This is a genomic window from Streptomyces sp. NPDC001663, from assembly GCF_042893105.1.
GTDB lineage: Bacteria > Actinomycetota > Actinomycetes > Streptomycetales > Streptomycetaceae > Streptomyces.
On the sequence record NZ_JBIAUR010000003.1, the window covers coordinates 173,586 to 197,948 of the forward strand.

Genomic DNA, 24,363 nt, shown 5'->3' on the forward strand with positions numbered 1-24,363 from the left:
GGGGCACCTTTCGCGGAACGACGCCTCACAGGTCAGTCGTTCATCATGCGTACGCGCACACTCATCCGCGCACTGAGAGGGGGAGGCAGCCACACATGACCAACATTCCCGAGACCGGTCGGACGCCACGCGTCCAGATCCGACTCGTCGTCATCCAGATCCTCGTCCTCTCCCTGCTCGGCACCCTCGGCGGCCGCCTGTGGTATCTGCAGATCCGCGAGGGCAACGCGTACGCGAAGGAGGCGTCCGGCAACCACGTCCAGCAGGTCGTCGACCCCGCCGTCCGCGGCTCGATCCTGGACGCGCGCGGCGTGCCGCTCGCCGACAACGAGACGCGGCTGGTGGTCTCCGCCTCCCGCACCGACCTGCTGAAGATGAAGGACGACGGCAAGGCGGTCCTCACCAAGCTGGCCGCGGTCCTCGGCATGAAGCCCAAGGAGGTCATGCAGCGGGTCCGGCTGTGCGACGCCAAGACCCCGCAGCCGTGCTGGAACGGCTCGCCGTACCAGCCGATCCCCATCACCGACGAGGCCACCCCCAAGCAGGCCCTGCAGATCCGCGAGCGCGCCGAGGACTTCCCCGGCATCACCGCCGAGCCCCAGGCCGTGCGCCGCTACCCCGCGCCCGGCAAGGCCAACACCGCCCAGGTCCTCGGCTACCTCTCGCCCGTCACCGACAGCGAGATCCAGCAGGCCAAGGACAGCGACTCGCCCTACCTGCGCTCGGACCAGGTCGGGCGCAACGGCCTGGAGCGCGAGTACGACAAGCAGCTGCGCGGCAAGGCCGGCGTCACCCGCTACGAGGTGGACAACCTCGGGCGCGTGATCGGCAAGGCCAAGGCCGATGCCGCCGAGCCGGGTTCGAACCTCGTCACCAGCATCGACTCCCGCGTCCAGCGGGTCGCCGAGTACCAGCTGGACGAGGCGATGAAGGCCGCCCGCAAGCAGTTCGACAAGATCACCGGCGAGAACTACAAGGCCGACTCCGGTGCCGTCGTCGTGATGGAGGCCAAGACCGGCCGCATCGTCTCCATGGCATCCGCGCCGACATACGACCCGAACGTGTGGGTCGGCGGCATCTCCGCCAAGGACTACAAGCAGCTCACCGGCAAGAACTCCGACTACCCGCTGCTCAACAGGGCCATACAGGGTCAGTCCGCACCCGGTTCGACCTTCAAGGTGATCTCCACCGCCGCCGCGGTCCAGGCCGGCTACGAGTGGGACGGCGGCTACCCGTGCACCAGCTCGTACTCGGTGGGCGGCCAGGTCTTCAAGAACTTCGAGGGCGAGAGCTTCGGCCCCATCTCGCTCGGCCGGGCGCTCGAGGTCTCCTGCGACACCGTCTTCTACGGCCTCGCCGACAGGGAGTGGAAGAAGGACGGCGGCATCAACCCGAAGAAGGGTGAGCCCAAGGACTACTTCTTCAAGACGGCCCACCAGTTCGGCCTCGGCAAGGAGACCGGCGTCGACCTGCCCAACGAGGTCACCGGCCGCGTCCCCGACCGCCAGTGGAAAGAGTCGTACTGGAAGGCCAACAAGGCCTCCTGGTGCAAGACCGGCAAGAAGAACGGCAGTTACGTCGAGAAGATCGCCTACGAGAACTGCCTCGAGGGCAACAAGATGCGCGAGGGCGACGAGATCAACTACTCCATCGGCCAGGGTGACACCCTCCTCACCCCGATCCAGGAGGCCATGATCTACGGGGCCCTCGCCAACGGCGGCACCGAGTACGTCCCGACCATCGGCAAGGCGATCGTCAGCGCCGACGGCAAGACCGTCAAGGAGATCAAGCCCCAGGTCAAGGCCAAGCTCCCGATCAGCCAGGCCACGCACAAGGGCATCGACAAGGCGCTCGCGGGCGTCATCACCAGCGGTACGGCCGCGTGGAAGTTCCAGGGCTGGCCGCAGGACAAGATCACGCTGCACGCCAAGACCGGTACCGCGGAGGTCTATGGCAAGCAGACGACTTCCTGGCTGGCCACGTACTCCAAGGACTACACGGTCGTCATGACGATCTCCCAGGCCGGTACCGGTTCCGGTGCCTCCGGTGAGGCCGTCCGCAACATCTACAGCGCCCTGTACGGCGTCCAGTCCGACGGCTCGATCGACAAGAAGAAGGCGCTGCTGCCCACCCCGCAGAAGGGCCTGCCCAAGATTCAGAAGGACGGCGCGATCGCCTCCCCGAAGATCTCCAAGGACCCGGCCAAGGACCTGACCAAGGCCCTGAAGAAGGCCACCGAGGAGGGCGCGACCGCCCCGGACGAGAACCAGCCGGGCGCCACCACCGCCTCGCCCACCGCGACCAACCGGAACACACGCAGGCGGCCGCGCAAGGGGGGGAGCCGGAGGATGCTCACATGACCGGTGTCAACAGCTTCTCCGTCTCCGGGTACGGACCCGAACGCGCCCGCTGGACACGGGTGTTCGCCCGTGACTCGCTCGCCCGCCGCCTGGACTGGCCGATACTGCTGGCCGCGATCGCGCTCTCGGCGATCGGCTCGATCCTGGTCTTCTCAGCGACCCGCAACCGCACCGAGATCAACCAGGGCGACCCGTACTACTTCCTCATCCGGCACCTCATGAACACCGGCATCGGGCTCGCCCTGATGATCGGCACCGTCTGGCTCGGCCACCGCACGCTGCGCACGGCCGTCCCGATCCTCTACGGCGCCTCGGTCTTCCTGATCCTGCTGGTGCTCACCCCGCTCGGCTCGACCGTCAACGGTGCGCACTCCTGGATCGTCTTCGGCGGCGGTTTCTCGCTCCAGCCCTCGGAGTTCGTGAAGATCACGATCATCCTCGGCATGGCGATGCTGCTGGCGGCGCGGGTCGACGCGGGCGACAAGAAGTACCCCGACCACCGCACGGTGCTGCAGGCCCTGGGCCTGGCCGCCGTACCGATCCTGATCGTCCTGCTCATGCCGGACCTGGGCTCGGTGATGGTCATGGTGATCATCATCCTCGGCGTGCTGCTGACCTCCGGGGCCTCCAACCGGTGGGTGTTCGGGCTCATCGCGACGGGCGCGATCGGCGCGATCGCCGTGTGGCAGCTGCACATTCTGGACGACTACCAGATCAACCGCTTCGCGGCCTTCGCCAACCCGGACCTCGATCCGGCGGGCGTCGGCTACAACACCAACCAGGCGCGTATCGCGATCGGTTCGGGCGGACTGACCGGCGCCGGGCTCTTCCACGGCTCGCAGACCACCGGCCAGTTCGTGCCCGAGCAGCAGACGGACTTCGTGTTCACGGTGGCGGGCGAGGAGTTGGGCTTCGTCGGCGCGGGCCTGATCATCTTCCTGCTCGGTGTGGTCCTGTGGCGGGCCTGCCGCATCGCCCGCGACTCGACGGAGCTGTACGGGACGATCGTGGCCGCCGGGATCGTCGCCTGGCTGGCCTTCCAGACCTTCGAGAACATCGGTATGACCCTCGGCATCATGCCGGTCACCGGCCTGCCACTGCCGTTCGTGTCGTACGGCGGCTCGTCGATGTTCGCGGTGTGGGTGGCGGTGGGGCTGCTGCAGTCCATCAGGGTGCAGAGACCCATGTCGGCCTAGGAACGCATGTCGGTGTGGGAAACCGCCTGTTCCTCCTGGGTTTCCCCGGGATTCACCTTCGGGGGCCTCTGCCATCCGGGGCGGAATCCCACTAGATTCAGGTCATGGCGGACACAAAGCGCGAGATCGAGCGGAAGTACGAGTCCGACGACAGTGGCCTGCCCGACCTGACCGGCGTCGCCGGTGTCGCGGCCGTCATCGACAAGGGTGTCGCGGGCCTGGACGCCACCTACTACGACACCGCGGACGAGCGACTGGCCGCGTCGGCGATCACCCTGCGCCGCCGCACCGGCGGCTCCGACGCGGGCTGGCACCTGAAGTTCCCGGTGGCCCCGGGCGTCCGGGACGAGATCCAGGCTCCGCTCTCCGACACCGTCCCGCGCACCCTCGCCGGTCTGATCCGCTCCCGCGTCCGCGAAGCCGAGCTGCTGCCGGTGATGCGGCTGCGCTCCGACCGCGATGTCCGCGACCTCGTCGACGCCGATGGGCGGCTGCTCGCCGAGGTCAGCGTGGACGCCGTGCACGCCGAACGGCTGGGCGGCGACGGCACCACCGCCCAGTGGACCGAGATGGAGGTCGAGCTCGCCGACGGCGGTGACCCGGCCTTCCTCGACAAGGTCGACAAGCGGCTGCGCAAGGCGGGCGTACGGCCGTCCAAGTCGGCGTCGAAGCTGGCCCGGGCACTCGCGGAGACGGCGCCGAAGAAGAAGCGGAAGAAGCAGCAGCAGGCCAAGGACCCGGTGACCGCCGGCGATCACGTCCTCGCATATGTGCGCCAGCAGCGGGACGCGATCGTCGAACTCGATCCGGCCGTACGGCAGGACGTGTTCGACTCCGTGCACCGCATGCGGGTCGCCACGCGCCGGATGCGCAGCGCGTTCCGCTCGTACGGGAAGGTCCTCGACCGGACCGTCACCGATCCGATCGGCGAGGAACTGAAGTGGCTGGCCGGTGAACTCGGCGTGGACCGGGACCAGGAGGTGCTGACCGAGCGCCTGACGGCGGCTCTCGGTGAACTGCCGCGGACGCTGGTCTCCGGCCCGGTCCGCACCCGGCTGCGCACGTGGATGAACGCCCGGCGCGGCGGATCGCGACGCCGGCTGACCGGCGTCCTGGACTCCAAGCGGTATCTGACCCTGCTCGACACCCTGGACGCGCTGGTCGAGGATCCGCCGCTGCTGGAGGCGGCCGCCGGGAAGCCCGAGAAGGTGATCACCAAGGTCGTACGCAAGGACTTCGGAAAGCTCTCCGGTCTGGTGGAGCAGGCCATCGAGCTCGAGCCGGGGCAGGACCGCGACCTGGCCCTGCACGAGGCGCGCAAGAAGGCCAAGCGCACGCGCTATGCGGCGGAGGCGGCGGCTCCGGCGCTCGGCGGCTCCGCAACGGCCCTGGTCAAGTCGATGAAGTCCCTGCAGGGCCTGCTCGGCGACCACCAGGACAGCGTCATGACCCGCCAGACCCTGCGCGAGCTGTCCGCCGTGGCGCATGCGGCGGGGGAGAGCTCGTTCACGTACGGCGTGCTCTACGGGCGCGAGGAGCAGCGCGCGGCGGCCGCCGAGGCGGCGCTGCCCGCGGCATGGGCGCAGACCGAGGGCGGGATGGAGGTCTGAGCGGTCGCCCGGGCCGCTGATCGGTCGGGGTGGCCTCGCAGTCGCGTTAGGCTAGATGGTCACCCCTGTCAGTTCAGCCCATCCCACGAAGGTTCGCGAGATGTCTGCCGAAGTTGCTGCGGCCGCCGAGTCTGTGTTCCCGCAGCTCGAAGCTCTGCTCCCGCATGTGCAGAAGCCGATCCAGTACGTCGGCGGAGAGCTCAACTCCACGGTCAAGCCGTGGGAGTCCTGCGATGTCCGCTGGGCGCTGATGTACCCGGACGCGTACGAGGTCGGTCTGCCCAACCAGGGCGTCATGATCCTCTACGAGGTGCTGAACGAGCAGGAGGGCGTCCTCGCCGAGCGCACGTACAGCGTGTGGCCGGACCTCGAGGCGCTGATGCGGGAGCACGACGTCCCGCAGTTCACGGTGGACAGCCACCGCCCGGTGAAGGCCTTCGACGTGTTCGGGCTCTCCTTCTCCACCGAGCTGGGCTACACCAACATGCTCACCGCCCTGGACCTGGCGGGCATCCCGCTGGAGTCCAAGGACCGCGGACTGGACGACCCGATCGTCCTGGCCGGCGGCCACGCGGCCTTCAACCCCGAGCCGATCGCGGACTTCATCGACGCGGCGATCATCGGCGACGGCGAGCAGGCCGTGCTGGACATGACCAAGATCATCCGTGACTGGAAGGCGGAGGGCCGGCCGGGCGGCCGCGAGGAGGTCCTCTTCCGCCTCGCGAAGACGGGCTCGGTGTACATCCCGGCGTTCTACGACGTGGAGTACCTCCAGGACGGCCGTATCGCCCGTGTCGTACCGAACAAGTCCGGTGTCCCGTGGCGCGTGTCCAAGCACACGGTGATGGACCTGGACGAGTGGCCCTACCCCAAGCAGCCGCTGGTGCCGCTGGCCGAGACGGTCCACGAGCGTATGTCGGTCGAGATCTTCCGGGGCTGCACACGCGGCTGCCGCTTCTGTCAGGCGGGCATGATCACCCGCCCGGTCCGTGAGCGTTCCATCACGGGCATCGGCGAGATGGTGGAGAAGGGCCTGAAGGCGACGGGCTTCGAGGAGGTCGGCCTGCTGTCCCTGTCCTCGGCGGACCACAGCGAGATCGGCGACATCGCGAAGGGCCTGGCGGACAGGTACGAGGAAGACAAGATCGGCCTGTCCCTCCCCTCGACGCGTGTCGACGCGTTCAACGTCGACCTGGCCAACGAGCTGACGCGCAACGGCCGTCGCTCCGGCCTGACGTTCGCCCCCGAGGGCGGCTCGGAGCGTATGCGCAAGGTCATCAACAAGATGGTGTCCGAGGAGGACCTCATCCGGACGGTGGCGACGGCGTACGGCAACGGCTGGCGCCAGGTGAAGCTGTACTTCATGTGCGGCCTGCCGACGGAGACGGACGAGGACGTCCTGCAGATCGCCGACATGGCGATGAACGTGATCGCCAAGGGCCGCGAGGTCTCGCGCTCCAACGACATCCGCTGCACCGTCTCGATCGGCGGCTTCGTCCCCAAGCCCCACACCCCCTTCCAGTGGGCGCCGCAGCTGTCGGCGGAGGAGACGGACGCGCGTCTCGAAAAGCTCCGGGACAAGATCCGCGGCGACAAGAAGTACGGCCGCTCGATCGGCTTCCGCTACCACGACGGCAAGCCGGGCATCGTCGAGGGCCTGCTCTCGCGCGGCGACCGCCGCATCGGCGCCGTGATCCGCGCCGTCTACGAGGACGGCGGCCGCTTCGACGGCTGGCGCGAGCACTTCTCGTACGACCGCTGGATGAGCTGCGCGGACAAGGTGCTGCCCGCCTTCGGCGTGGACGTCGACTGGTACACGACGCGCGAGAAGACGTACGAGGAGGTCCTGCCCTGGGACCACCTGGACTCGGGCCTGGACAAGGACTGGCTCTGGGAGGACTGGCAGGACGCCCTCGACGAGACGGAGGTCGAGGACTGCCGGTGGACGCCCTGCTTCGACTGCGGGGTGTGTCCGCAGATGGACACCCACATTCAGGTGGGCCCGACCGGTAAGAAGCTGCTGCCTCTTACGGTCAAGAATGCCGCGCCCAGTCCTGGCGGGCACTCGCACTGAGGTGAGCGATCACTGAGGTGCGACGCACTCCATGAGCCCCCTCCGAGACGGGAGGGGGCTCAGTCGTGTCCGGTGCCCTGATCGCTCGGTGCCGTGCGCGGAAGTGCGCGGCTGCCTCGATCGATCAAAGGTGGTGCAGTGTCTCGATGATCTTGGCGGTGACGGCCTTGGTGGAGTAGGGGTTCTGTCCCGTCACGAGTCTGCCGTCGGCTGTGGCGAAGGGGGTCATCGGGATGGTGTTCCTGACGTAGTGCGCGCCCCGCTTGCGGAGTTCGTCCTCCAGCACGAACGGCACCCGCTTCTTCACCATGGCGACTCGCTCCTCCGCGGTGGAGAACCCGGTGACCGTGCGGCCGTCGACAAGCGAGGAGCCGTCGGAGAGCGTGATGTCCAGCAGTCCGCAGGCGTCATGGCAGACCGAGGAGACCACGCCGCCGTTCTCGTAGATCTCACATGCGGCCTGCTGGAGCGCGGAGTTGGAAGGGAAGTCCCACATGACGCCGTGCCCGCCGGTGTAGAAGATCGCGGAATATCGGGCCGGGTCGACGTCGGCCGCCTTGGCGGTGCGGTCCAGGCTCGACATGAACACGGGATCGTTCATGTGGTCGCGCACCGCCTTGTCTGCCATTCTGGTGCTGCGTGGGTCCAGCGGCACCGGTCCCCCTTCCAGACTGACCAGGTCGACCTCGAAGCCGGCCTGACGGACCCCGGCGTGGAAGTGAACCAGTTCTCCGATCCACAGTCCGGTCCGATGGGGGCTCGTCCCGTAGGTCGCCTGGTTGGTGACCACGGCGAGGATCCGCTTCTTCTCCATCACGACTCCTTGCTTGCCACGGAGTTGGCCGCGGAGTTGGCCACGGACCTGGTGTTCAGGCCTGCTCGGTGGGGCGTACGAGCAGCTCGGCGACGGCCACGTGCCGGGGGCGGGTGACGATGTAGCCGACGGTGTCTGCGATGTCCTGGCTCTGCAGCCGCTCGATGTCGCCCAGGGCGGCGACGATGTGCTGCTGGATGACGTCGGGGTTGTGCGTGCGCAGTTCGGTGTCGACGCTGCCCGGCTCGATGACGGAGACGCGGACGTGCTGGCGTGCCAGTTCCTGCCGCAGCGCCTCACTGAAGGCGCCGACGCCGAACTTGGTGGCGCTGTACACGGCGGACATCGCGTAGGCGTTGCGGCCGGCGAGCGAGCCGATGTTGACGATGTCCGCGACCTGACGCGGCTGTTCGGCGGCGGCCTTGACCAGGTGGGGGACGGCCGCGTGGGCGGTGTACATCAGGCCCATGAGGTTGATGTCGATCATGCGCCGCCAGTCGTTCAGGTCCGCACCGGGGGCGGGCCCGAGCAGCATGAGGCCGGCGTTGTTGACCAGCGTGTCCAGACGGCCCAGGCCCTCGACGGTCCGCTCGACCGCTTCCGCGGCGGCCTCGGCGGTGGTGATGTCGGCGGGCACCACCAGAGCCTTGCCACCGGCGTCGGAGATCTCCGCGGCAAGGTCGGTGAGCCGGTCCTCGCGCCGGCCGACCAGGGCCACGGAGGCGCCCTCGCGGGCAAGCTCCAGGGCGGTGGCGTGGCCGATGCCGCTGGATGCCCCGGTGACCAGGGCGACGGTTCCTTCAAGACGACGAGCCATGGGTTCAAGCCTTTCGATGAACGGCCACGCTGTTGCGGGCCGTACGGGACAGCAGGAGGACGGCCCTTTGGCAGGGGCCGTACGGGGGTGGAGGCCGCACGAAGGCGGGCCGAAGGCACAATGGGGGAGTGAGCAGCACTGGGCAGAAGGCCACCGACACCACGCGCCAGGAGACCGGGACCGAGGGAGAACTACCGCCCCGCGAACGACTGGTCCGGGCCGCGTCGCGGTTGTTCTATTACGAGGGCGTACGCGCGATCGGCGTGGAGCGGCTGATCGCCGAAGCCGGGGTGACGAAGGCGACCTTCTACCGGCACTTCGCCTCCAAGGACGACCTGGTCGTGGCCTATTTGCTGACCAAGGACGCCTACTACAAGGGAGTGGCCGAGCCACTGGCCGCCGCGCACCCGCCCGCGGATGCGATCGACCTGATCTTCGAGGCGATCGCCGAGCACGCCCGCGAGCGCGGCTTTCGCGGATCGCCGTTCCTGAACGCGGCCGCCGAGTACCCCGACGCCACCCATCCGGTACGTGGCCTGGTGACGTCCCACCGGGACTGGATCCGCGCCCTCTTCCAGGACCTGCTCACCCGGCTGGGGCATGCCGACCCGGAGTCCGCCGCCGGTGCGCTGCTGATGCTGTACGACGGCGCGATGGCCGCCGGCTACCTGGACGACTCGACGGCCGCCCACAAGACCTTGCTGAACGCGGTCCGGCTCATCCGATCGGGCGGCTGACCCCGTCGGAGCCGCGCGAAACAGCGGCGCTGTGCGAGGCCCCGGCCAGGCCGGGGCGCGGGTTGCTTTCATGGAGCTTCTTGATCTCTCTTCGACGCGCAGCGGGGCCTACCAGCAGTGCTCTGCCGGTAGGCAGTCCCGCCCGGAAGGCCGAGAGGCCGTTCCATCAGAAGTAGGAAGACCGGTCGTTCTCCCTGTCGTCGACGGTAGCCCTCTCTTCGTTCGCGCGCCACTGGGCGGCGCCATTTGTGGCGTCCCTCACCGGTCCGCAGCTGCCGTCGACGACCTCATGGCCGAAGCGAGCGAAGTCGTGTCCGGTCAGCTCTGGCATCCGCAGCCGGATGCCGACTTGGCCTCGGTCGCGGTGAGGGCCGGGTCGGTGGACTGCTCGGTCGGTGTGCAGCATGAGGTGACGCCGCAGCACTCGTCGGCGGCCTCGGCCGTTGCGGATGTCTGCGCGGTGGAGGTGGCAGATGCGGGCTTGATCGCGCGGACGATGGCCGAGTGCATGCCGTCGGCCACCGGGTGTGTGGGTGTGATCTCGATGTCGGTGAATCCGGCCGCTTCGAGGCCCTGGCGGTACTCCGTGAAGGAGAGCGCGCCGGCGATGCAGCCCACGTAGTCACCGCGTTCCGCGCGCTGCGCCGTGGTCAGGGCGTCGTCGGCGACCACGTCGGAGACGCCGAGGCGGCCTCCGGGCCTGAGGACGCGGAAGGTTTCGGTGAAGACGGCGGGCTTGTCGGTGGACAGGTTGATCACGCAGTTCGAGATCACGACGTCGACGGTGTTCGCCGGGAGCGGGATCGCCTCGATGGTGCCCTTGAGGAACTCGACGTTGGTCGCCTTGGCCTTCTGTGCGTTGGCCAGGGCGAGTTGGAGCATCTCGTCGGTCATGTCGAGGCCGTAGGCCTTGCCGGTGGGGCCGACGCGGCGGGCGGAGAGCAGGACGTCGATGCCGCCGCCGGAGCCGAGGTCCAGGACCTTCTCGCCCTCGTGGAGATCGGCCACGGCGGTGGGGTTGCCGCAGCCGAGGGAGGCGGCGAGGGCCTCGGCGGGCAGGGCGTCGCGCTCGTCGGCCGCGTAGAGCGTGGAGCCGAAGTTCTCGTCGACCTCGATGGGCTCCGGCCCGCAACAGGCGGTGCCGCCCTCGGCGACCTTCACGGCTGCCGCCGCGTAGCGTCGGCGGACCGTTTCGCGTAGATCGGTGGACTGCTCGGACATGGCGCACTCCTGGGTGATGGGGCATGGCGGCGCCCCGGAACGGCTTGTATTGACGTTCATTGATGCAACCTTGCGCCTTGGATCGAAAAACGTCAACATAGAGGCATGTCGAAACAAGAGCTGAAGATCCTCGGCCAGGACGCCGACGAGGGCTGCTGCCCCGGTCTCGCGACCGCCCCGCTGGACGAAGACCGGGCGGCCGACCTGGCGAAGATCTTCAAGGCCCTGGGCGATCCGGTCCGGCTGCGGCTGATGTCGATGATCGCTTCGCGCGGGCAGGGCGGCGAGGTGTGCGTGTGTGAGCTGACGCCCGCCTTCGATCTGTCCCAGCCGACGATCTCGCACCACCTCAAGCTGTTGCGGCAGGCGGGGCTCATCGACTGTGAGCGGCGCGGGACCTGGGTCTACTACTGGGTACTGCCCGGGGTCCTGGACCGGTTGGCCGCGTTCCTGACCGCCGCCGAGCCGGCCGGGGTGCCTGCGTGAGCGCCTCTCTGGCCCGGCGTGCGCTGGCCGAAGGGGTCGGCACGGCCGCGCTCGTGACGGTGGTGGTCGGCTCCGGCATCCAGGCCACCGAGCTGTCGCGGGACGTGGGGTGCAGCTGCTGGCCAACTCGCTGGCCACTGTCTTCGGGCTGGGCGTGCTGATCGTGCTTCTCGGGCCGGTCTCCGGTGCCCACTTCAATCCGGTGGTCACCCTCGCGGCCTGGGTTTCGGGGCGGGCGAGCGGCGAGGGGCCGGCCGGCCGGGACGTGGCGGCGTATGTCCCCGCACAGATCGTCGGGGCGGTCGGCGGGGCGGTCCTGGCCGACGCGATGTTCGCCGAACCGCTGGTCAAGTGGTCCACGCATGACCGCTTCGCCGGCCACCTGTGGCTGGGCGAGATCGTCGCGACCGCCGGTCTGGTGCTGCTGATCTTCGGTCTGAACCGGGCGGGGCGTGCCCATCTGGCTCCGGTCGCGGTGGCGTCCTACATCGGGGCCGCGTACTGGTTCACCTCGTCGACGTCCTTCGCCAACCCGGCCGTGACCGTCGGGCGGGCCTTCACGGACACGTTCGCCGGGATAGCGCCGGCTTCCGTCGCCCCGTTCGTCGTGGCCCAACTGGTCGGTGCCGTCGTCGGTTTGGGCCTTGTGGCGGCGGTGTTCGGGCGCCCCGTTCCCGCTGGGACCGGCGTGCCCGTCCCGCACGGCGTCGCCGAATCCGTTGCTCCTGCCGCTCCCTGATCCCCTCTCCCCAGGAAGACATGTCATGACTGTTCCCGGTGCCCGCCCCTCCGTGCTGTTCGTCTGTGTCCACAACGCGGGCCGCTCCCAGATGGCTGCGGCCTTCCTCACCCACCTTGCCGGAGACCGTCTCGAGGTCCGCTCGGCCGGCTCCGCCCCGGCCGATGCGGTCAACCCGGCCGTGGTGGCGGCGATGAAGGAAGCCGGCATCGACATCTCCGCCGAGACGCCGAAGGTGCTCACGGTTGATGCCGTGCAGGCGTCGGACGTCGTGATCACCATGGGGTGCGGCGACGCTTGCCCGGTCTTCCCGGGCAAGCGGTACCTCGACTGGCAGCTCGACGACCCTGCGGGGCAGGGGGTGGACGCGGTGCGCCCGATCCGGGACGAGATCGAACGGCGCGTGCGCGCTCTGGTGGGCGAGTTTCAGCCGTCGCCGGACCCCGGGCCGTAGAGCGCCGCGATGTCCTCGGACCTCGCCCACCGGCTGTACGTGGGTGACTGGGGCCAGCCCTCGGGTGAGTCCTGCCACTCCTCCTGGCGGCCGTACGGCAGGACATCGATCAGGGCGAAGGAGTGGCTGAGCTGTTCGGTGCCCCGACCGTTGGTGTGCCAGGTGCGGTAGACGGTGTCGCCGTCGCGCAGGAACACGTTGACCGCGAATCCTCCGTCGGGCGGTGCGCCGACGTCGGCCCCGAATGAGCTGTTCGCGGTCGAGTACCACGGCATCCGGTTGCCGACCCGCTGCCTGTAGGCGAGTGCCTCTTTGATCGGACCCTGGGTGACGACGACGAACCGCGCGTCGTAGTTGTCCAGGAACTCCAGGCGGGTGTACTGCGAGGTGAACCCCGTGCAGCCGGGGCACTGCCATTCCTTGCCGGCGAACCACATGTGGTTGTAGACGATCAGTTGCCTCTTGCCTTCGAAGACGTCCGCCAGCTGAACGGGGCCGTCCTCGCCCTCGAGGGTGTAGTCGGGCATCTCGACCATCGGCAGGCGACGACGCTCGGCGGCGATGGCGTCGAGCTCCCGCGTCGCGGCCTTCTCCCGGGCACGCAGTGCCTCGAGCCGGTGCTCCCAGGTTGTGGCGTCGACGACGGGTGGTAGTGCGTGGGTGGTCATGGTCCCCTCACAGTTCTCGTGCGCAGCTTTCGCTTGTGCAGAGGCAGACTCCAAAGGGCTGCGGAACTCATCGGTCAACTCCGGAAGTGCACAGCCGAGTTCCTTTCCATGGGCGAGGTGGCCGTTGCTGGATACAGTCGTCTCGTCACAGCTGGTTGTGGGGACAACCAGAGTTCGGTCGGCGATGCCGGCGTCCTGGGGAGGGCTTGCAGCACATGAGTCGTCGCTCTAGTGGTTTTGTCGGTGTCTGGGCCGAGATGGAACGGCAGCGGCAACGGCAGTGGGAAGCCGAGGCCAGGCGGCAGCGGGAGCAGGAGCGGCAGGCGAACGCCTATCAGCGGCAGGTCGCCCGGGGGCAGCGGGAGTTCCGGCAGGCCGAGGCCAGGCGGCGTACCGAGGAACTGGAGGCCCAGGTCGCGGCGCTGCAGGGGCTGCTCGCCGCTGGGTGCCGGGCGCCGGCGTTCCGGGCGGCCTCGCTGATGCGTTCCGAGGAGGTGCAGCCCTTCTCGCCGGGGGCGCTGGCCTCTCCCGTCCCGATGCCGGATCCGAACCAGTACCAGGCCCAGGGCGGATGGACCGCGAACCGGCGGGCGCAGGCGGAGGCCGAGGCGCGGGCCCGCTTCGAGCACGACTGGTATGCGGCGCAGGCCGCGGAGGCGCAGCGTGAGCAGCAGTTGGCGGCATACCGGCGTGAGTACGAGCAGTGGGCCGCGGCGCAGCTGTCGGAGGTGCGGCGGCACAATGCTGGCATCGCCGAGGTGACCGAAGGGGTGCGGGGAAGGGACCCCGACTCGGTCGTCGAGTACTTCTCGGCCGCCCTCCACGCGTCGACGGCGTGGCCGCAGGACTTCCCCCGGCAGGTCGCGGCGGCCTACGACGCGGCGGCGCGGCAGCTGGTGCTCGACTGGCAGCTGCCCTCGTACGGCGTCGTACCCGAGACGAAGTCGGTGCGGTACATGCCCACGCTCGACCAGGAGAAGGAGACCCCGCGTCCCGTGGGCCAGCGGCGGGCGCTGTACCGGGAGGTTCTCGCGCAGGCCATGCTGCTCGTCCTGCACGACCTCTTCGCGGCCGACGAGTTCGGTGCGCTGGAGTCCGTGGCGTTGAACGGGTTCGTGGACGACCACGATCCGGCGACCGGGCGGCAGGCCCACATCTTCCTGGCGACCGTCATGGCACCCCGGTCCGTCTTCTCCGAGCTGCACCTGGAGCAGGTGGACGCGGTCAGCTGCCTGACCGACGGGCTGCGCGGGCAACTCGCCTCCCGGCCCGACCAACTCGGCCCCGTACGGCCGAGCCGCAAGCCGCAGGACGTCGGGAACCGCGTCGTCACGCACGGCGGCGGCTCAGGGCCCGGGCAGGGCGAGGAGGAGCCCGATCTGTACGAGATGGACCCGATCGCCTTCGAGTCGCTGGTCGCCGACCTCTTCCGGGCCATGGGCATGCAGGCCGTGACGACCCAGCGCTCGAACGACGGCGGCGTGGACGTCGACGCCGTGGATCCCACCCCGATCCGCGGCGGCAAGATCGTCGTCCAGGTGAAGCGCTATCGCAACACCGTGCCGCCGACGGCCGTCCGTGATCTGTACGGCACTGTCCAGGACGCAGGCGCCAACAAGGGCGTCCTGGTGACGACGGCGGGCTTCGGCCCCGGCTCGCACACCTTCGCCAACGGAAAGCCCCTGGAACTCATCTCGGGCAGCGAACTCGTCGACCTGCTGCACCGGCACGGACTGCGCGGACGCCTGGGCGACGGCGGACGGGCGACACCGGCGCAGCCGACGCCGCCCGTCGCCACGACCCCGCCCGACGACCACAACGTGCTCGGGATGTCCTGGTCCGGCAACGTCGCGCTGGATGTGTGTGCGCTCGTCTGCTCCGGCAACCGGGTCCTCAGCGACGACCACTTCGTCTTCTTCAACAACCCCCGGACTCCGGACGGTTCGGTGTGTGCGCTGCCGGCCACTCCGCCGGACAAGGCGGCGATTCGGGTCTCCTTCGACGCGTTGCCGGCGAGCGCCGACCGGTTCGTCCTGGTGGCCGCCGTGGACCCGGAGATCAATCCGGAGGCCGATCTGAGCGGGTTCACGGACGCCCGCATCCGGTTGCTCGACCCCGCGATGACGGAACTCGGCCGCCTCGAGGTCTCCGACGGGCGCCCCCGGGAGACGGCCCTGGTGCTCGGTTCGTTCCGGCGCAGAGGCAGTGGAGACTGGGAGTTCGTGCTCGGGGGCAAGGGCTACCCGGGCGGGCTGGAGCAGCTGGTCCAGGAATACGGGATCGACGTGCAGTAGGGCTCCGGTGGGCCGACGTTTCTGCGGACGGATGCATCCGTGGGGGGCGCTGCGGCGTCTTCGACGGTATGGATTTGGAAAAGCCGCCGCAGCGTCAGGAACCCGAGGGCTGCCTCGTGGTGGCGATCCGGCTTCCCGTGCGGATCGTCGTGCTCGTGCTGGTCGTGCCGGTGCGGATGGTGTGGGACGCGCTCGTCGTCTGCGGACGGTTCCTGCGGGACACCGTGCTCAGTCCGGTGGGGCGGGCGCTGGCCTGGGCCGGGCGCGCAGTCTTCGTCTGGCCGTTCGTGGGACTGTGGCGGTACGTCGTCGTACCCCTCGCCAAGGGGCTCGCCTGGCTCGGGAACGTACTCGTCGTCGTACCTCTGATGTGGCTGTACCGGCAGGTGCTGACCCCGGTCGGGCACGCGCTCGTCTGGGTCGCGCGGGGGATCGGAGCCGGTCTTGCGTGGGTGTACGCGCGCGTGCTGACGCCCGTCGGGCATGCCGTGATGTGGCTGCTCAAGGGGATCGGGGCGGTGCTCGCCCTGCTCGGGGCCGGTGTGTACACCGCAGTGGCGTGGCTGGTGCGGTACCTCCTCGTCGTACCCGCGCTGTGGGTGTACGAGTGGATCCTCACACCGGTCGGACACGCGATCGCCTGGTGTGCGAAGGGCCTCGTGTGGGGCGTGAGCATGATCGCCACCGGTGTCGGAGCGGCCCTGTACTGGATCACCCGGATCCTGCTCGTCCTGCCCGCGCTGGCCCTGTGGCGATGGGTGCTCGTGCCGGTCGGACGCGTTCTCGCCGTCGTCGGGCGGGAGGTCGGGCAGGCACTTGGGCACGCCTGGCGGGTGGCCGGGCGGATCTCGCTCGCGGTGGGGCGGGCTCTCGCGACCCTCTTCCGGTGGATCTTCGTAGAGCCCGTGCGATGGGTCTACCGGACGGTGCTCACGCCGGTCGGACATGTCGTCCGGGACGTCCTGCTGCGGCCCGCTGCCGCGGTCGCGCGCAGCGTCGGGCGGGCCACGCGGGAGGCGCTGGCCGCCGCCGCGGAGTCCGTACGGCAGGCCCGGGCCGACTTCCGGCGGATGCTGTTCGGGGAGCCCCGCAAGGTGGCGGAGCCGAACCGGCGGGAACCTGTGGGCCGTGAGACACGTACTCTAGGTAGCAGTACGACCGCTCTCACGAAGGACTGAACGACACTGGGCAAGCGACAGCCCGAAGGCCCGCCGCCCGCACCCGCGGTGCAGCGCATCCGACTGCGCTACACCAAGCGCGGCCGCCTCCGGTTCACCAGCCACCGTGACTTCCAGCGCGCCTTCGAGCGTGCGCTGCGCCGTGCCGAGGTGCCGATGGCGTACTCGGCGGGGTTCACGCCGCATCCGAAGGTGTCGTACGCCAATGCCGCACCCACCGGCACGGGCAGTGAGGCGGAGTACCTGGAGATCGCCCTCACCGAGGCGCGGGATCCGGAGAAGCTGAGGGCGCTGCTCGACGAGTCGCTGCCCGCCGGGCTCGACGTCGTCGACGCGGTCGAGGCGCGGACCTCGGGGCTCGCCGACCGGCTCACCGCTTCCGTATGGGAGTTGCGGCTGGACGGTGCGGACCCGGAGGAGACGGAGCGGGCCGTGGCGGCCTTCAACTCCGCCGAGACCGTCGAGGTCCAGCGCATGACCAAGAACGGCGTCCGGACCTTCGACGCCCGCTCCGCGGTCGTGGATCTCCAAACGCATGTAGATCTTGAAACGCATAGTGAACCGGCTGATAGGCCGACCGACCAGCCCTGTGCGATACTGCGGCTGGTTGTTCGGCACGTGACGCCTGCCGTACGACCCGACGACGTCCTGTCCGGTCTCCGCGCCGTGGCCGACCTGGCGCCGCCGGTCCCCGCAGCGGTGACCAGGCTGGCGCAGGGGCTGTTCGATGAAGAGACCGGCACGGTGACCGACCCGCTCGCGCCCGACCGCGAGGCAGCGACGGCCCTATCCACGGCCGGTTCCGCTGCCGCCGCGAAGGCGCCGGCGTAAGGAAGGTCCCGCGAAAGGACGGACGTCGTAGCGCCGCCCTCGTACTCGGGAGCCACCTGGGTCGGGCAGCGCACCGACCAGAAGACTTTCGCCAGGCCGTACGTACAACATGGCGTACGGAACCGGCGAGACAGGACACAGAAAGCTCCCGTGCGGCGCCCGCGCCCCGGACGGCGGCACCGCGCACCGCGCGAGCCGCGGACGTCAACGGTGATCGATGCCGGACCAGGCGCGGCGCCCGGGAGCCTGACGGGAGAAATGCCCGCATGCTCGAACCGACCGAACCCACTGAGGGTTCCGAACTGAACACACCCAGCGACACACTGCCGCCGCGTCGTCGGCGCCGTGCCGCTTCACGCCCGGCGGGTCCCCCCGTCGCGGCCGCCTCCGAAACCCCGGAGGAGATCGTCGCGCCGGCCATACCGGCCGACGACGACAAGAAGGCCGACGAGGAGGAGACCGCCGAGCCGGTGGTCGTCGCCGAGGCCGAGGAAATCGAAGAGGCCGCCGAGGTCGAGGAGACCGAAGAGGCGTCCGCTGCTGTCGAGGAGCCCGCGCCCGCCGGCCGCACTCGCCGTCGTGCCACGCGTCGCGTGTCCACGCCTGCAGGGGCTCCGGCGTCCGCCGAGGCCGTCGAAACCGTCGTGCCCGTCACCGCTGCCTCCGTGGCGGAGAGTGCGGTGAACGCCGAGGCCGAGGAGGCCGCCGTGGCCGAAGAAGCTGCCGAGGACGCCGCTCCGCGTCGTACCCGCCGTCGTGCCACCCGTCGGGTGTCCGCGCCCGCCGGTACGCCCGAGACGGCGGAGGCTGCCGAGACCGTAGTGGCCGCGGCCGCCGGCGAGAGCACCGAGGAAGAAACGGCGGCTGTCGTTGACGAGCCCGCCGAGGAGGCCGCGCCCGCCGCTCGCACGCGTCGTCGTGCGACCCGCCGGGCCTCCGCGCCTGCCGGTGCTCCGGCGTCCGCAGAGGCCGCCGAGACCGATACGGCTGTCGTGGCCGAGGAGCCCGCCGCCGAGGCCGGGTCCGACGAAGCCGCCGATGAGGCCGCTCCGCGCCGTTCCCGTCGCCGCGCCACGCGTCGCGTGTCCGCGCCCGAGGGTGGCGAGGCCGCGGAGGCCGAGGAGACGGCCGTGACCGCGGTTGCCGAAGAGCCGGAGGCTCCCGCCGCCGCTGCGGCCCAGGCCGAGGACGACGCCGCCCCGCGTCGGCGTCGCCGGGTCGCCCGCAAGGCCGCGACCGGGTTCTCCGCGCCCGCGGCGCCCGCCGACGCCGCCGAGGACGAGGGGGCGCGCAAGCCCGCTCGGCCTGCCGTCGCCGTGTTCCAGGCGCCGGTCTTCACCGAGCCGCAGTTCCAGACGCCGCAGCGGGCCGCCGCCGCAGCCGCCGCCGAGGCCGAGGCCGTGGAGCCCGAGGAGGCTCCGGAGGAGCAGGCCGGGGCGCGGCGCAAGCGCCGTCGTCGCGGTGCCGCGTTCGGCGAGGAGGCCGAGACGCCGGCCGCCGAGTCCGTCGTGGAGGAAGAGGCGGAGGAGGCCGAGGAGTCGGTCGAGGACTCCGCCGAGGGCGACGAGTCCGAGGAGACCGGTTCGCGTCGGCGCCGTCGTCGCGGTGGCCGTCGTCGCCGTCGTGGCGAGTCGGCCGAGGCCGGCGGTGAGGACGAGTCGGACGAGACCGACGAGGCCGCCGCCGCGCAGGCCGATCAGGACGCCGAGGACACCGCCGAGCAGGAGGAAGAGGACGCCGAGGACGCTCACGACGAGCCCGGCGGCTCCAGCTCCAGCCGTCGCCGCCGTCGGCGTCGTCGTCGCTCCGGTGACTCCTCCGTCGACACGGAGCCCGGCGACGGCGACCCCGAGCGCACCGTCGTCAAGGTCCGCGAGCCGCGCCCCAAGGCCGAGCCGTCCGACGAGGTGCAGTCCATCAAGGGCTCGACCCGTCTCGAGGCCAAGAAGCAGCGGCGTCGCGAAGGCCGTGAGCAGGGCCGCCGTCGCGTCCCGATCATCACCGAGGCCGAGTTCCTGGCCCGCCGTGAGGCCGTCGAGCGTGTGATGGTCGTCCGGCAGAGCGGTGAGCGCACACAGATCGGCGTCCTCGAGGACGGCGTGCTCGTCGAGCACTACGTCAACAAGGAGCAGTCGACGTCGTACGTCGGCAACGTGTACCTGGGCAAGGTCCAAAACGTGCTGCCGTCGATGGAGGCCGCCTTCATCGACATCGGCAAGGGGCGCAACGCCGTCCTGTACGCCGGTGAGGTCAACTTCGAGGCGCTCGGCATGGCCAACGGGCCGCGCCGCATCGAGTCCGCCCTGAAGTCGGGCCAGTCGGTCCTCGTGCAGGTCACCAAGGACCCGATCGGGCACAAGGGTGCGCGTCTGACCAGCCAGGTCTCCCTGCCGGGCCGCTACCTCGTGTACGTCCCCGAGGGCTCGATGACCGGCATCAGCCGCAAGCTGCCCGACACCGAGCGGGCCCGGCTGAAGACCATCCTCAAGAAGATCGTCCCCGAGGACGCGGGCGTCATCGTGCGCACCGCCGCCGAGGGCGCGAGCGAGGACGAGCTGCGCCGCGACGTCGAGCGACTGCAGGCGCAGTGGGAGGACATCCAGAAGAAGTCGAAGAACGGCAACGCCCCGACGCTGCTGTACGGCGAGCCGGACATGACCGTCCGTGTCGTCCGCGACATCTTCAACGAGGACTTCACCAAGGTCGTCGTCAGCGGCGACGACGCGTGGGAGACCATCCACGGATACGTCTCGCACGTCGCGCCCGACCTCGCCGACCGGCTGTCGAAGTGGACCTCCGAGGTCGACGTCTTCGCCACGTACCGGATCGACGAGCAGCTCGCCAAGGCGCTGGACCGCAAGGTCTGGCTGCCCAGCGGCGGTTCGCTGGTGATCGACCGGACCGAGGCGATGGTCGTCGTCGACGTCAACACCGGCAAGTTCACCGGCCAGGGCGGCAACCTCGAGGAGACGGTCACCAGGAACAACCTGGAGGCGGCCGAGGAGATCGTCCGCCAGCTGCGGCTGCGCGACCTCGGCGGCATCATCGTCATCGACTTCATCGACATGGTGCTCGAGTCCAACCGGGACCTGGTGCTGCGGCGCCTGCTGGAGTGCCTGGGCCGGGACCGTACGAAGCACCAGGTCGCGGAGGTCACCTCGCTGGGCCTGGTCCAGATGACCCGCAAGCGGGTCGGCCAGGGCCTGCTGGAGTCCTTCTCCGAGACCTGCGTCCACTGCAACGGCCGCGGTGTCATCGTGCACATGGAGCAGCCGACCTCCGCCGGTGGCGGCGGCAAGCGCAAGAAGCGCGGGCGCGGCGGCGACGGGCACGTGCACGAGGCGGCGGTCGCCGTCGAGTCGGCCGAGACCGTCGAGGAAGAGGCGGAGACCGAGGCCGAGGTCGTTGCCGAGGTCGCCGCGCCGGTCGCGCTGGCCGAGCCCGCCTTCGCGCCGGACGAGGAGCTGTACAGCAGCGTCGCCGAGGCGGAGGCCGCGGCGCGCGGCGGCCGTTCGCGGCGCCGCGCGAGCCGGCGGGCGTCCGCCCCGGCGGGTGCGCCCCGGCGCGAGGAGCCGAGGCGCGAGGAGGCCAGGGCCGAGGCGCCGACGGCTCAGGACGTGACGGCCGAGGCCGAGGTGGAGCGTCCGGTGCAGCCGGAGCCCGCCGCCGAGGCGCTCGCCGAGCCCGCCGCCGTGGAGGACGCGGTCGTCCCGGCCGAGGCTCCCGCTGCTGAGGAGGCCGCGCCCAAGGGGCGTACGCGCCGTCGTGCGACCCGCAAGGTGTCCGCGCCGGCCGGGTCGCCCGCGGGTGCCGAGGCCGCCGTGGTGACGGTCGCCGAGACGACGCCGGTCGCGGAGGCCGAGCCGGTCGCGGAGGCGGCGGCGGAGCCCGAGGCTCCGGCCGAGAGCGCCGCCCCGGCCCGTCCGCGCCGCCGTGCCGTGCGCAAGGAGACCGCGCCCACCGCGTCCGAGGAGACGGCCGTCGTGGTCGTACCGTCGGCCGCGGAGACGGGCGAGGCCGCCGAGGAGGGCGTCGAGGAGGCCGCTCCGGCCAAGAAGACGGCCCGTAAGACGGCCAAGAAGGCCACCGCGAAGAAGGCCGCCACCAAGAAGACGGCGGCCAAGAAGACGGTGGCGAAGAAGACCACGGCCAAGAAGGCGGCGAAGACCGCCAAGACGGCCGCGGCCAAGTCGACGGCGAAGAAGACCACGGTCTCGGCCGCCACCGACGAGAGCTGAGCAGTACGAGGTGCGGGTGTGCGGCCGGTCGATGTGATCGGCCGCATACCGGCGGGACCCGGCCCGGTTTGACCCCCTCGGCCACGGCCCCGTAACCTTGACCGTCGGCGTGTCCTTGGATATGGGCGCGCCACATCCCCGTAAACCTCATCCCTCCAGAGCGCTGGGTGTTCCGCACCGGCTGTTCCGGAGAGGCCGTCCGCGTGCCGGGCGGCTGGACTGCGGGGGTGCCGTTCCCGAGCGAGAGAGTGAGATCCGCGTGTACGCCATCGTGCGCAGCGGTGGTCGCCAGCACAAGGTTGCTGTCGGCGACATCGTTGAGGTTGACAAGATTTCCACTGCCAAGGTTGGCGACACGGTCGAGCTCTCGACCCTGCTCGTTGTCGACGGCGACGCTGTGACCAGCGACCCGTGGGTGCTGGCCGGCATCAAGGTCCAGGCCGAGGTCGTGGACCACCACAAGGGCCAGAAGATCGACATTCTGCGCTACAAGAACAAGACCGGCTACCGCCGTCGTCAGGGCCACCGCCAGCAGTACACGGCGATCAAGGTCACTGAGATCCCCGCGGCTGCGAAGTAAGGGACTGAGGAGAGATGGCACACAAGAAGGGCGCATCGTCCACCCGTAACGGTCGTGACTCCAACGCTCAGCGCCTCGGCGTGAAGCGCTTCGGCGGTCAGGTCGTCAACGCGGGTGAGATCCTGGTCCGCCAGCGCGGCACCCACTTCCACGCCGGTGCGGGCGTCGGCCGTGGCGGCGACGACACGCTGTTCGCGCTGCAGGCCGGTGCGGTGGAGTTCGGTACCCACCGTGGCCGCAAGGTCGTGAACATCGTTCCGGTCGCCTGAGTCTTCTGACTCAACGGCTCAGACCGAACGTTTCGCGAGGCGGACCTCACTTCCCGATCGGGAAGGCGGGTCCGCCTTTCGCGTGTTACAGCAGAGACATATCCGTACGTTTTTGAAGTGCTGGAGGCACCCCAGATGACCACCTTCGTGGACCGCGTCGAGCTGTATGTCGCCGCGGGTAACGGAGGTCACGGCTGTGCCTCCGTCCACCGTGAGAAGTTCAAGCCGCTCGGCGGACCCGACGGCGGCAACGGCGGGCGTGGCGGCGACGTGATCCTCACCGTCGACCAGTCGGTCACCACGCTGCTCGACTACCACCACTCCCCGCACCGCAAGGCCACCAACGGCAAGCCCGGCGAGGGCGGCAACCGCTCCGGCAAGGACGGGCAGGACCTGGTGCTGCCGGTGCCGGACGGCACGGTCGTCCTCGACAAGGCGGGCAACGTCCTCGCCGACCTCGTCGGGCACGGCACGTCGTACGTCGCTTCGCAGGGCGGCCGCGGTGGGCTCGGCAACGCGGCGCTGGCGTCCGCGCGGCGCAAGGCGCCCGGCTTCGCGCTGCTCGGCGAGCCGGGGGATCTGCACGACATCGTCCTGGAGTTGAAGACCGTCGCCGATGTCGCGCTGGTCGGATACCCGAGTGCGGGGAAGTCCTCGCTGATCTCGGTGCTGAGCGCTGCCAAGCCGAAGATCGCGGACTATCCGTTCACGACGCTCGTCCCCAACCTGGGTGTGGTGACGGCCGGTTCGACCGTCTACACCATCGCCGACGTGCCGGGGCTGATCCCGGGCGCCAGCCAGGGCAAGGGGCTGGGCCTGGAGTTCCTGCGGCATGTGGAGCGGTGCAGTGTGCTCGTGCATGTGCTGGACACCGCGACGCTGGAGTCCGAGCGGGACCCCGTCTCCGACCTCGACGTCATCGAGGAGGAGCTGAAGCAGTACGGCGGGCTCGACAGGCGGCCGCGGATCGTCGTCCTCAACAAGATCGACGTACCGGACGGCAAGGACCTCGCCGAGATGGTGCGGCCGGATCTGGAGGCGCGGGGTTACCGGGTCTTCGAGGTGTCGGCGGTCGCGCACATGGGGCTGAAGGAGCTGTCGTTCGCGCTCGCCGACCTGGTCGGCAAGGCGCGGGCCGCGAAGCCGAAGGAAGAGGCGACGCGGATCGTGATCCGGCCCAAGGCCGTCGACGACGCGGGCTTCACCGTGACGCGCGAGGACGAGGGGCTGTTCCGGGTGCGGGGCGAGAAGCCCGAGCGCTGGGTGCGGCAGACCGACTTCAACAACGACGAGGCCGTGGGGTATCTCGCGGACCGGCTCAACCGCCTTGGTGTGGAAGAGGAGTTGATGAAGGCCGGGGCCCGGGCCGGTGACGGTGTCGCGATCGGGCCCGAGGACAACGCAGTCGTCTTCGACTGGGAGCCGTCGATGATGTCCGGCGCGGAGATGCTGGGCCGACGGGGCGAGGACCACCGGTTCGAGGCGCCCAGGCCTGCGGCTCAGCGGCGACGGGACCGGGATGCGGAGCGGGATGAGTCCCTCCGGGAGTTCGACGGGTTCGAACCGTTTGGTGAGTAGGCGGGGCGGCGTTTTCGGTGCCGTCGCTGGGGGCTTGCAGCCCCCAGACCCCCTCTTCGGCCCTGAAGGGGCCTCGTCCTCAAACGCCGGACGGGCTGAGGTGCAGTGACGGGCGCTGAGAAGTGCCGGTCGGGCCGGATTGGTTAACGCCGGGAGAATTTGCGGCGCACCCCAGGGCAACCCCATCGCCCCACGGTGAGTCGTACTGGGCAACGCGGA

At 70.0% G+C, this 24,363-nt stretch carries 18 protein-coding genes and 1 pseudogene; 15 read left to right on the forward strand and 4 right to left on the reverse strand.

Annotation, left to right across the window (positions count from 1 at the left end; all coding sequences use genetic code 11):
- The first annotated feature begins 95 nt into the window (after positions 1-95).
- From mrdA to ACFY1L_RS11340, 4 genes are all read left to right on the forward strand, one after another.
- Positions 96-2,360, forward strand: a complete 2,265-nt coding sequence (gene mrdA, locus ACFY1L_RS11325; RefSeq protein ID WP_388821619.1) for a penicillin-binding protein 2 — start codon at positions 96-98, stop codon at positions 2,358-2,360.
- Positions 2,357-3,556 (forward strand): rod shape-determining protein RodA, encoded by a 1,200-nt coding sequence (gene rodA, locus ACFY1L_RS11330; protein ID WP_388821622.1) that lies wholly within the window; start codon positions 2,357-2,359, stop codon positions 3,554-3,556. Before mrdA ends, rodA begins: the two co-directional genes overlap by 4 nt.
- A 104-nt stretch (positions 3,557-3,660) precedes the next feature.
- Complete coding sequence (locus ACFY1L_RS11335) at positions 3,661-5,166, forward strand: CHAD domain-containing protein (RefSeq protein ID WP_388821625.1); 1,506 nt, start codon at positions 3,661-3,663, stop codon at positions 5,164-5,166.
- A 100-nt stretch (positions 5,167-5,266) separates the two neighbouring features.
- Positions 5,267-7,240, forward strand: a complete 1,974-nt coding sequence (locus ACFY1L_RS11340; RefSeq protein WP_388821628.1) for a TIGR03960 family B12-binding radical SAM protein — start codon at positions 5,267-5,269, stop codon at positions 7,238-7,240.
- Positions 7,241-7,364: 124 nt separating this feature from the next.
- Here ACFY1L_RS11340 and ACFY1L_RS11345 read toward each other — a convergent pair whose 3' ends face one another.
- Together ACFY1L_RS11345 and ACFY1L_RS11350 are read right to left on the reverse strand one after the other, a co-directional pair.
- Positions 7,365-8,054 (reverse strand): type 1 glutamine amidotransferase domain-containing protein, encoded by a 690-nt coding sequence (locus ACFY1L_RS11345; RefSeq protein WP_388821631.1) that lies wholly within the window; start codon positions 8,052-8,054, stop codon positions 7,365-7,367.
- A 55-nt stretch (positions 8,055-8,109) separates the two neighbouring features.
- Positions 8,110-8,871, reverse strand: coding sequence for an SDR family NAD(P)-dependent oxidoreductase (locus tag ACFY1L_RS11350; protein WP_388821634.1), 762 nt, complete (start codon positions 8,869-8,871; stop codon positions 8,110-8,112).
- A gap of 128 nt (positions 8,872-8,999) precedes the next feature.
- Here ACFY1L_RS11350 and ACFY1L_RS11355 point away from each other — a divergent pair, with 128 nt between their 5' ends.
- The gene (locus tag ACFY1L_RS11355) at positions 9,000-9,608 is read left to right on the forward strand and encodes a TetR/AcrR family transcriptional regulator (protein WP_388821637.1); all 609 of its coding nucleotides are present in this window, start codon (positions 9,000-9,002) and stop codon (positions 9,606-9,608) included.
- Between the two features lie 318 nt (positions 9,609-9,926).
- Here ACFY1L_RS11355 and arsM read toward each other — a convergent pair whose 3' ends face one another.
- Positions 9,927-10,829 carry an arsenite methyltransferase gene (gene arsM / locus ACFY1L_RS11360; protein WP_388821640.1) on the reverse strand — a complete coding sequence of 301 codons (903 nt, stop codon included), beginning with the start codon at positions 10,827-10,829 and terminating at the stop codon, positions 9,927-9,929.
- Positions 10,830-10,934: 105 nt separating this feature from the next.
- Between arsM and ACFY1L_RS11365 the strand changes: the two genes are divergently transcribed.
- The 3 genes and pseudogenes from ACFY1L_RS11365 (at position 10,935) to ACFY1L_RS11375 (ending at position 12,508) form a co-directional block, all read left to right on the forward strand.
- The gene (locus ACFY1L_RS11365; protein ID WP_388821643.1) at positions 10,935-11,315 is read left to right on the forward strand and encodes an ArsR/SmtB family transcription factor; all 381 of its coding nucleotides are present in this window, start codon (positions 10,935-10,937) and stop codon (positions 11,313-11,315) included.
- Positions 11,312-12,054, forward strand: a pseudogene (locus ACFY1L_RS11370) (aquaporin). Before ACFY1L_RS11365 ends, ACFY1L_RS11370 begins: the two are co-directional and overlap by 4 nt.
- Before the next feature lie 25 nt (positions 12,055-12,079).
- Positions 12,080-12,508, forward strand: coding sequence for an arsenate reductase ArsC (locus ACFY1L_RS11375; RefSeq protein ID WP_388821646.1), 429 nt, complete (start codon positions 12,080-12,082; stop codon positions 12,506-12,508).
- On the opposite strand, the gene ACFY1L_RS11380 is transcribed toward ACFY1L_RS11375, so the two are convergent.
- Entirely contained in the window at positions 12,481-13,176 is a 696-nt protein-coding gene (locus ACFY1L_RS11380) for a DUF899 domain-containing protein (RefSeq protein WP_388821648.1), read from the reverse strand. The genes ACFY1L_RS11375 and ACFY1L_RS11380 overlap by 28 nt on opposite strands.
- A 215-nt stretch (positions 13,177-13,391) precedes the next feature.
- On the opposite strand from ACFY1L_RS11380, the gene ACFY1L_RS11385 reads away from it, so the two are divergent.
- The 7 genes from ACFY1L_RS11385 (at position 13,392) to obgE (ending at position 24,144) form a co-directional block, all read left to right on the forward strand.
- The gene (locus ACFY1L_RS11385; RefSeq protein WP_388821650.1) at positions 13,392-15,470 is read left to right on the forward strand and encodes a restriction endonuclease; all 2,079 of its coding nucleotides are present in this window, start codon (positions 13,392-13,394) and stop codon (positions 15,468-15,470) included.
- 68 nt (positions 15,471-15,538) lie between these two features.
- Positions 15,539-16,648 carry a hypothetical protein gene (locus ACFY1L_RS11390; protein WP_388821652.1) on the forward strand — a complete coding sequence of 370 codons (1,110 nt, stop codon included), beginning with the start codon at positions 15,539-15,541 and terminating at the stop codon, positions 16,646-16,648.
- Positions 16,649-16,696: 48 nt separating this feature from the next.
- Positions 16,697-17,479 carry a TIGR03936 family radical SAM-associated protein gene (locus tag ACFY1L_RS11395; protein ID WP_388821655.1) on the forward strand — a complete coding sequence of 261 codons (783 nt, stop codon included), beginning with the start codon at positions 16,697-16,699 and terminating at the stop codon, positions 17,477-17,479.
- A gap of 266 nt (positions 17,480-17,745) precedes the next feature.
- Complete coding sequence (locus tag ACFY1L_RS11400) at positions 17,746-21,717, forward strand: ribonuclease E/G (RefSeq protein ID WP_388821658.1); 3,972 nt, start codon at positions 17,746-17,748, stop codon at positions 21,715-21,717.
- 259 nt (positions 21,718-21,976) lie between these two features.
- Positions 21,977-22,297: a 50S ribosomal protein L21 gene (gene rplU / locus ACFY1L_RS11405; RefSeq protein WP_004931419.1), complete on the forward strand. Its 321-nt coding sequence runs from the start codon at positions 21,977-21,979 to the stop codon at positions 22,295-22,297.
- Positions 22,298-22,311: 14 nt separating this feature from the next.
- Positions 22,312-22,566, forward strand: coding sequence for a 50S ribosomal protein L27 (rpmA, locus tag ACFY1L_RS11410; RefSeq protein ID WP_361258002.1), 255 nt, complete (start codon positions 22,312-22,314; stop codon positions 22,564-22,566).
- 135 nt (positions 22,567-22,701) lie between these two features.
- Positions 22,702-24,144 carry a GTPase ObgE gene (obgE, locus tag ACFY1L_RS11415; protein ID WP_388822902.1) on the forward strand — a complete coding sequence of 481 codons (1,443 nt, stop codon included), beginning with the start codon at positions 22,702-22,704 and terminating at the stop codon, positions 24,142-24,144.
- Positions 24,145-24,363: the final 219 nt, after the last annotated feature.

Coding starts and splice junctions, on each gene's coding strand:
- ACFY1L_RS11390 (WP_388821652.1), top strand. CDS start 15,539: ATGGATTTGGAAAAGCCGCCGCAGCGTCAGGAACCCGAGGGCTGCCTC.
- ACFY1L_RS11380 (WP_388821648.1), bottom strand. CDS start 13,176: ATGACCACCCACGCACTACCACCCGTCGTCGACGCCACAACCTGGGAG.
- ACFY1L_RS11400 (WP_388821658.1), top strand. CDS start 17,746: ATGCTCGAACCGACCGAACCCACTGAGGGTTCCGAACTGAACACACCC.
- ACFY1L_RS11335 (WP_388821625.1), top strand. CDS start 3,661: ATGGCGGACACAAAGCGCGAGATCGAGCGGAAGTACGAGTCCGACGAC.
- obgE (WP_388822902.1), top strand. CDS start 22,702: ATGACCACCTTCGTGGACCGCGTCGAGCTGTATGTCGCCGCGGGTAAC.
- arsM (WP_388821640.1), bottom strand. CDS start 10,829: ATGTCCGAGCAGTCCACCGATCTACGCGAAACGGTCCGCCGACGCTAC.
- ACFY1L_RS11385 (WP_388821650.1), top strand. CDS start 13,392: ATGAGTCGTCGCTCTAGTGGTTTTGTCGGTGTCTGGGCCGAGATGGAA.
- ACFY1L_RS11375 (WP_388821646.1), top strand. CDS start 12,080: ATGACTGTTCCCGGTGCCCGCCCCTCCGTGCTGTTCGTCTGTGTCCAC.
- ACFY1L_RS11350 (WP_388821634.1), bottom strand. CDS start 8,871: ATGGCTCGTCGTCTTGAAGGAACCGTCGCCCTGGTCACCGGGGCATCC.
- ACFY1L_RS11345 (WP_388821631.1), bottom strand. CDS start 8,054: ATGGAGAAGAAGCGGATCCTCGCCGTGGTCACCAACCAGGCGACCTAC.
- rodA (WP_388821622.1), top strand. CDS start 2,357: ATGACCGGTGTCAACAGCTTCTCCGTCTCCGGGTACGGACCCGAACGC.
- mrdA (WP_388821619.1), top strand. CDS start 96: ATGACCAACATTCCCGAGACCGGTCGGACGCCACGCGTCCAGATCCGA.
- ACFY1L_RS11365 (WP_388821643.1), top strand. CDS start 10,935: ATGTCGAAACAAGAGCTGAAGATCCTCGGCCAGGACGCCGACGAGGGC.
- ACFY1L_RS11340 (WP_388821628.1), top strand. CDS start 5,267: ATGTCTGCCGAAGTTGCTGCGGCCGCCGAGTCTGTGTTCCCGCAGCTC.
- rpmA (WP_361258002.1), top strand. CDS start 22,312: ATGGCACACAAGAAGGGCGCATCGTCCACCCGTAACGGTCGTGACTCC.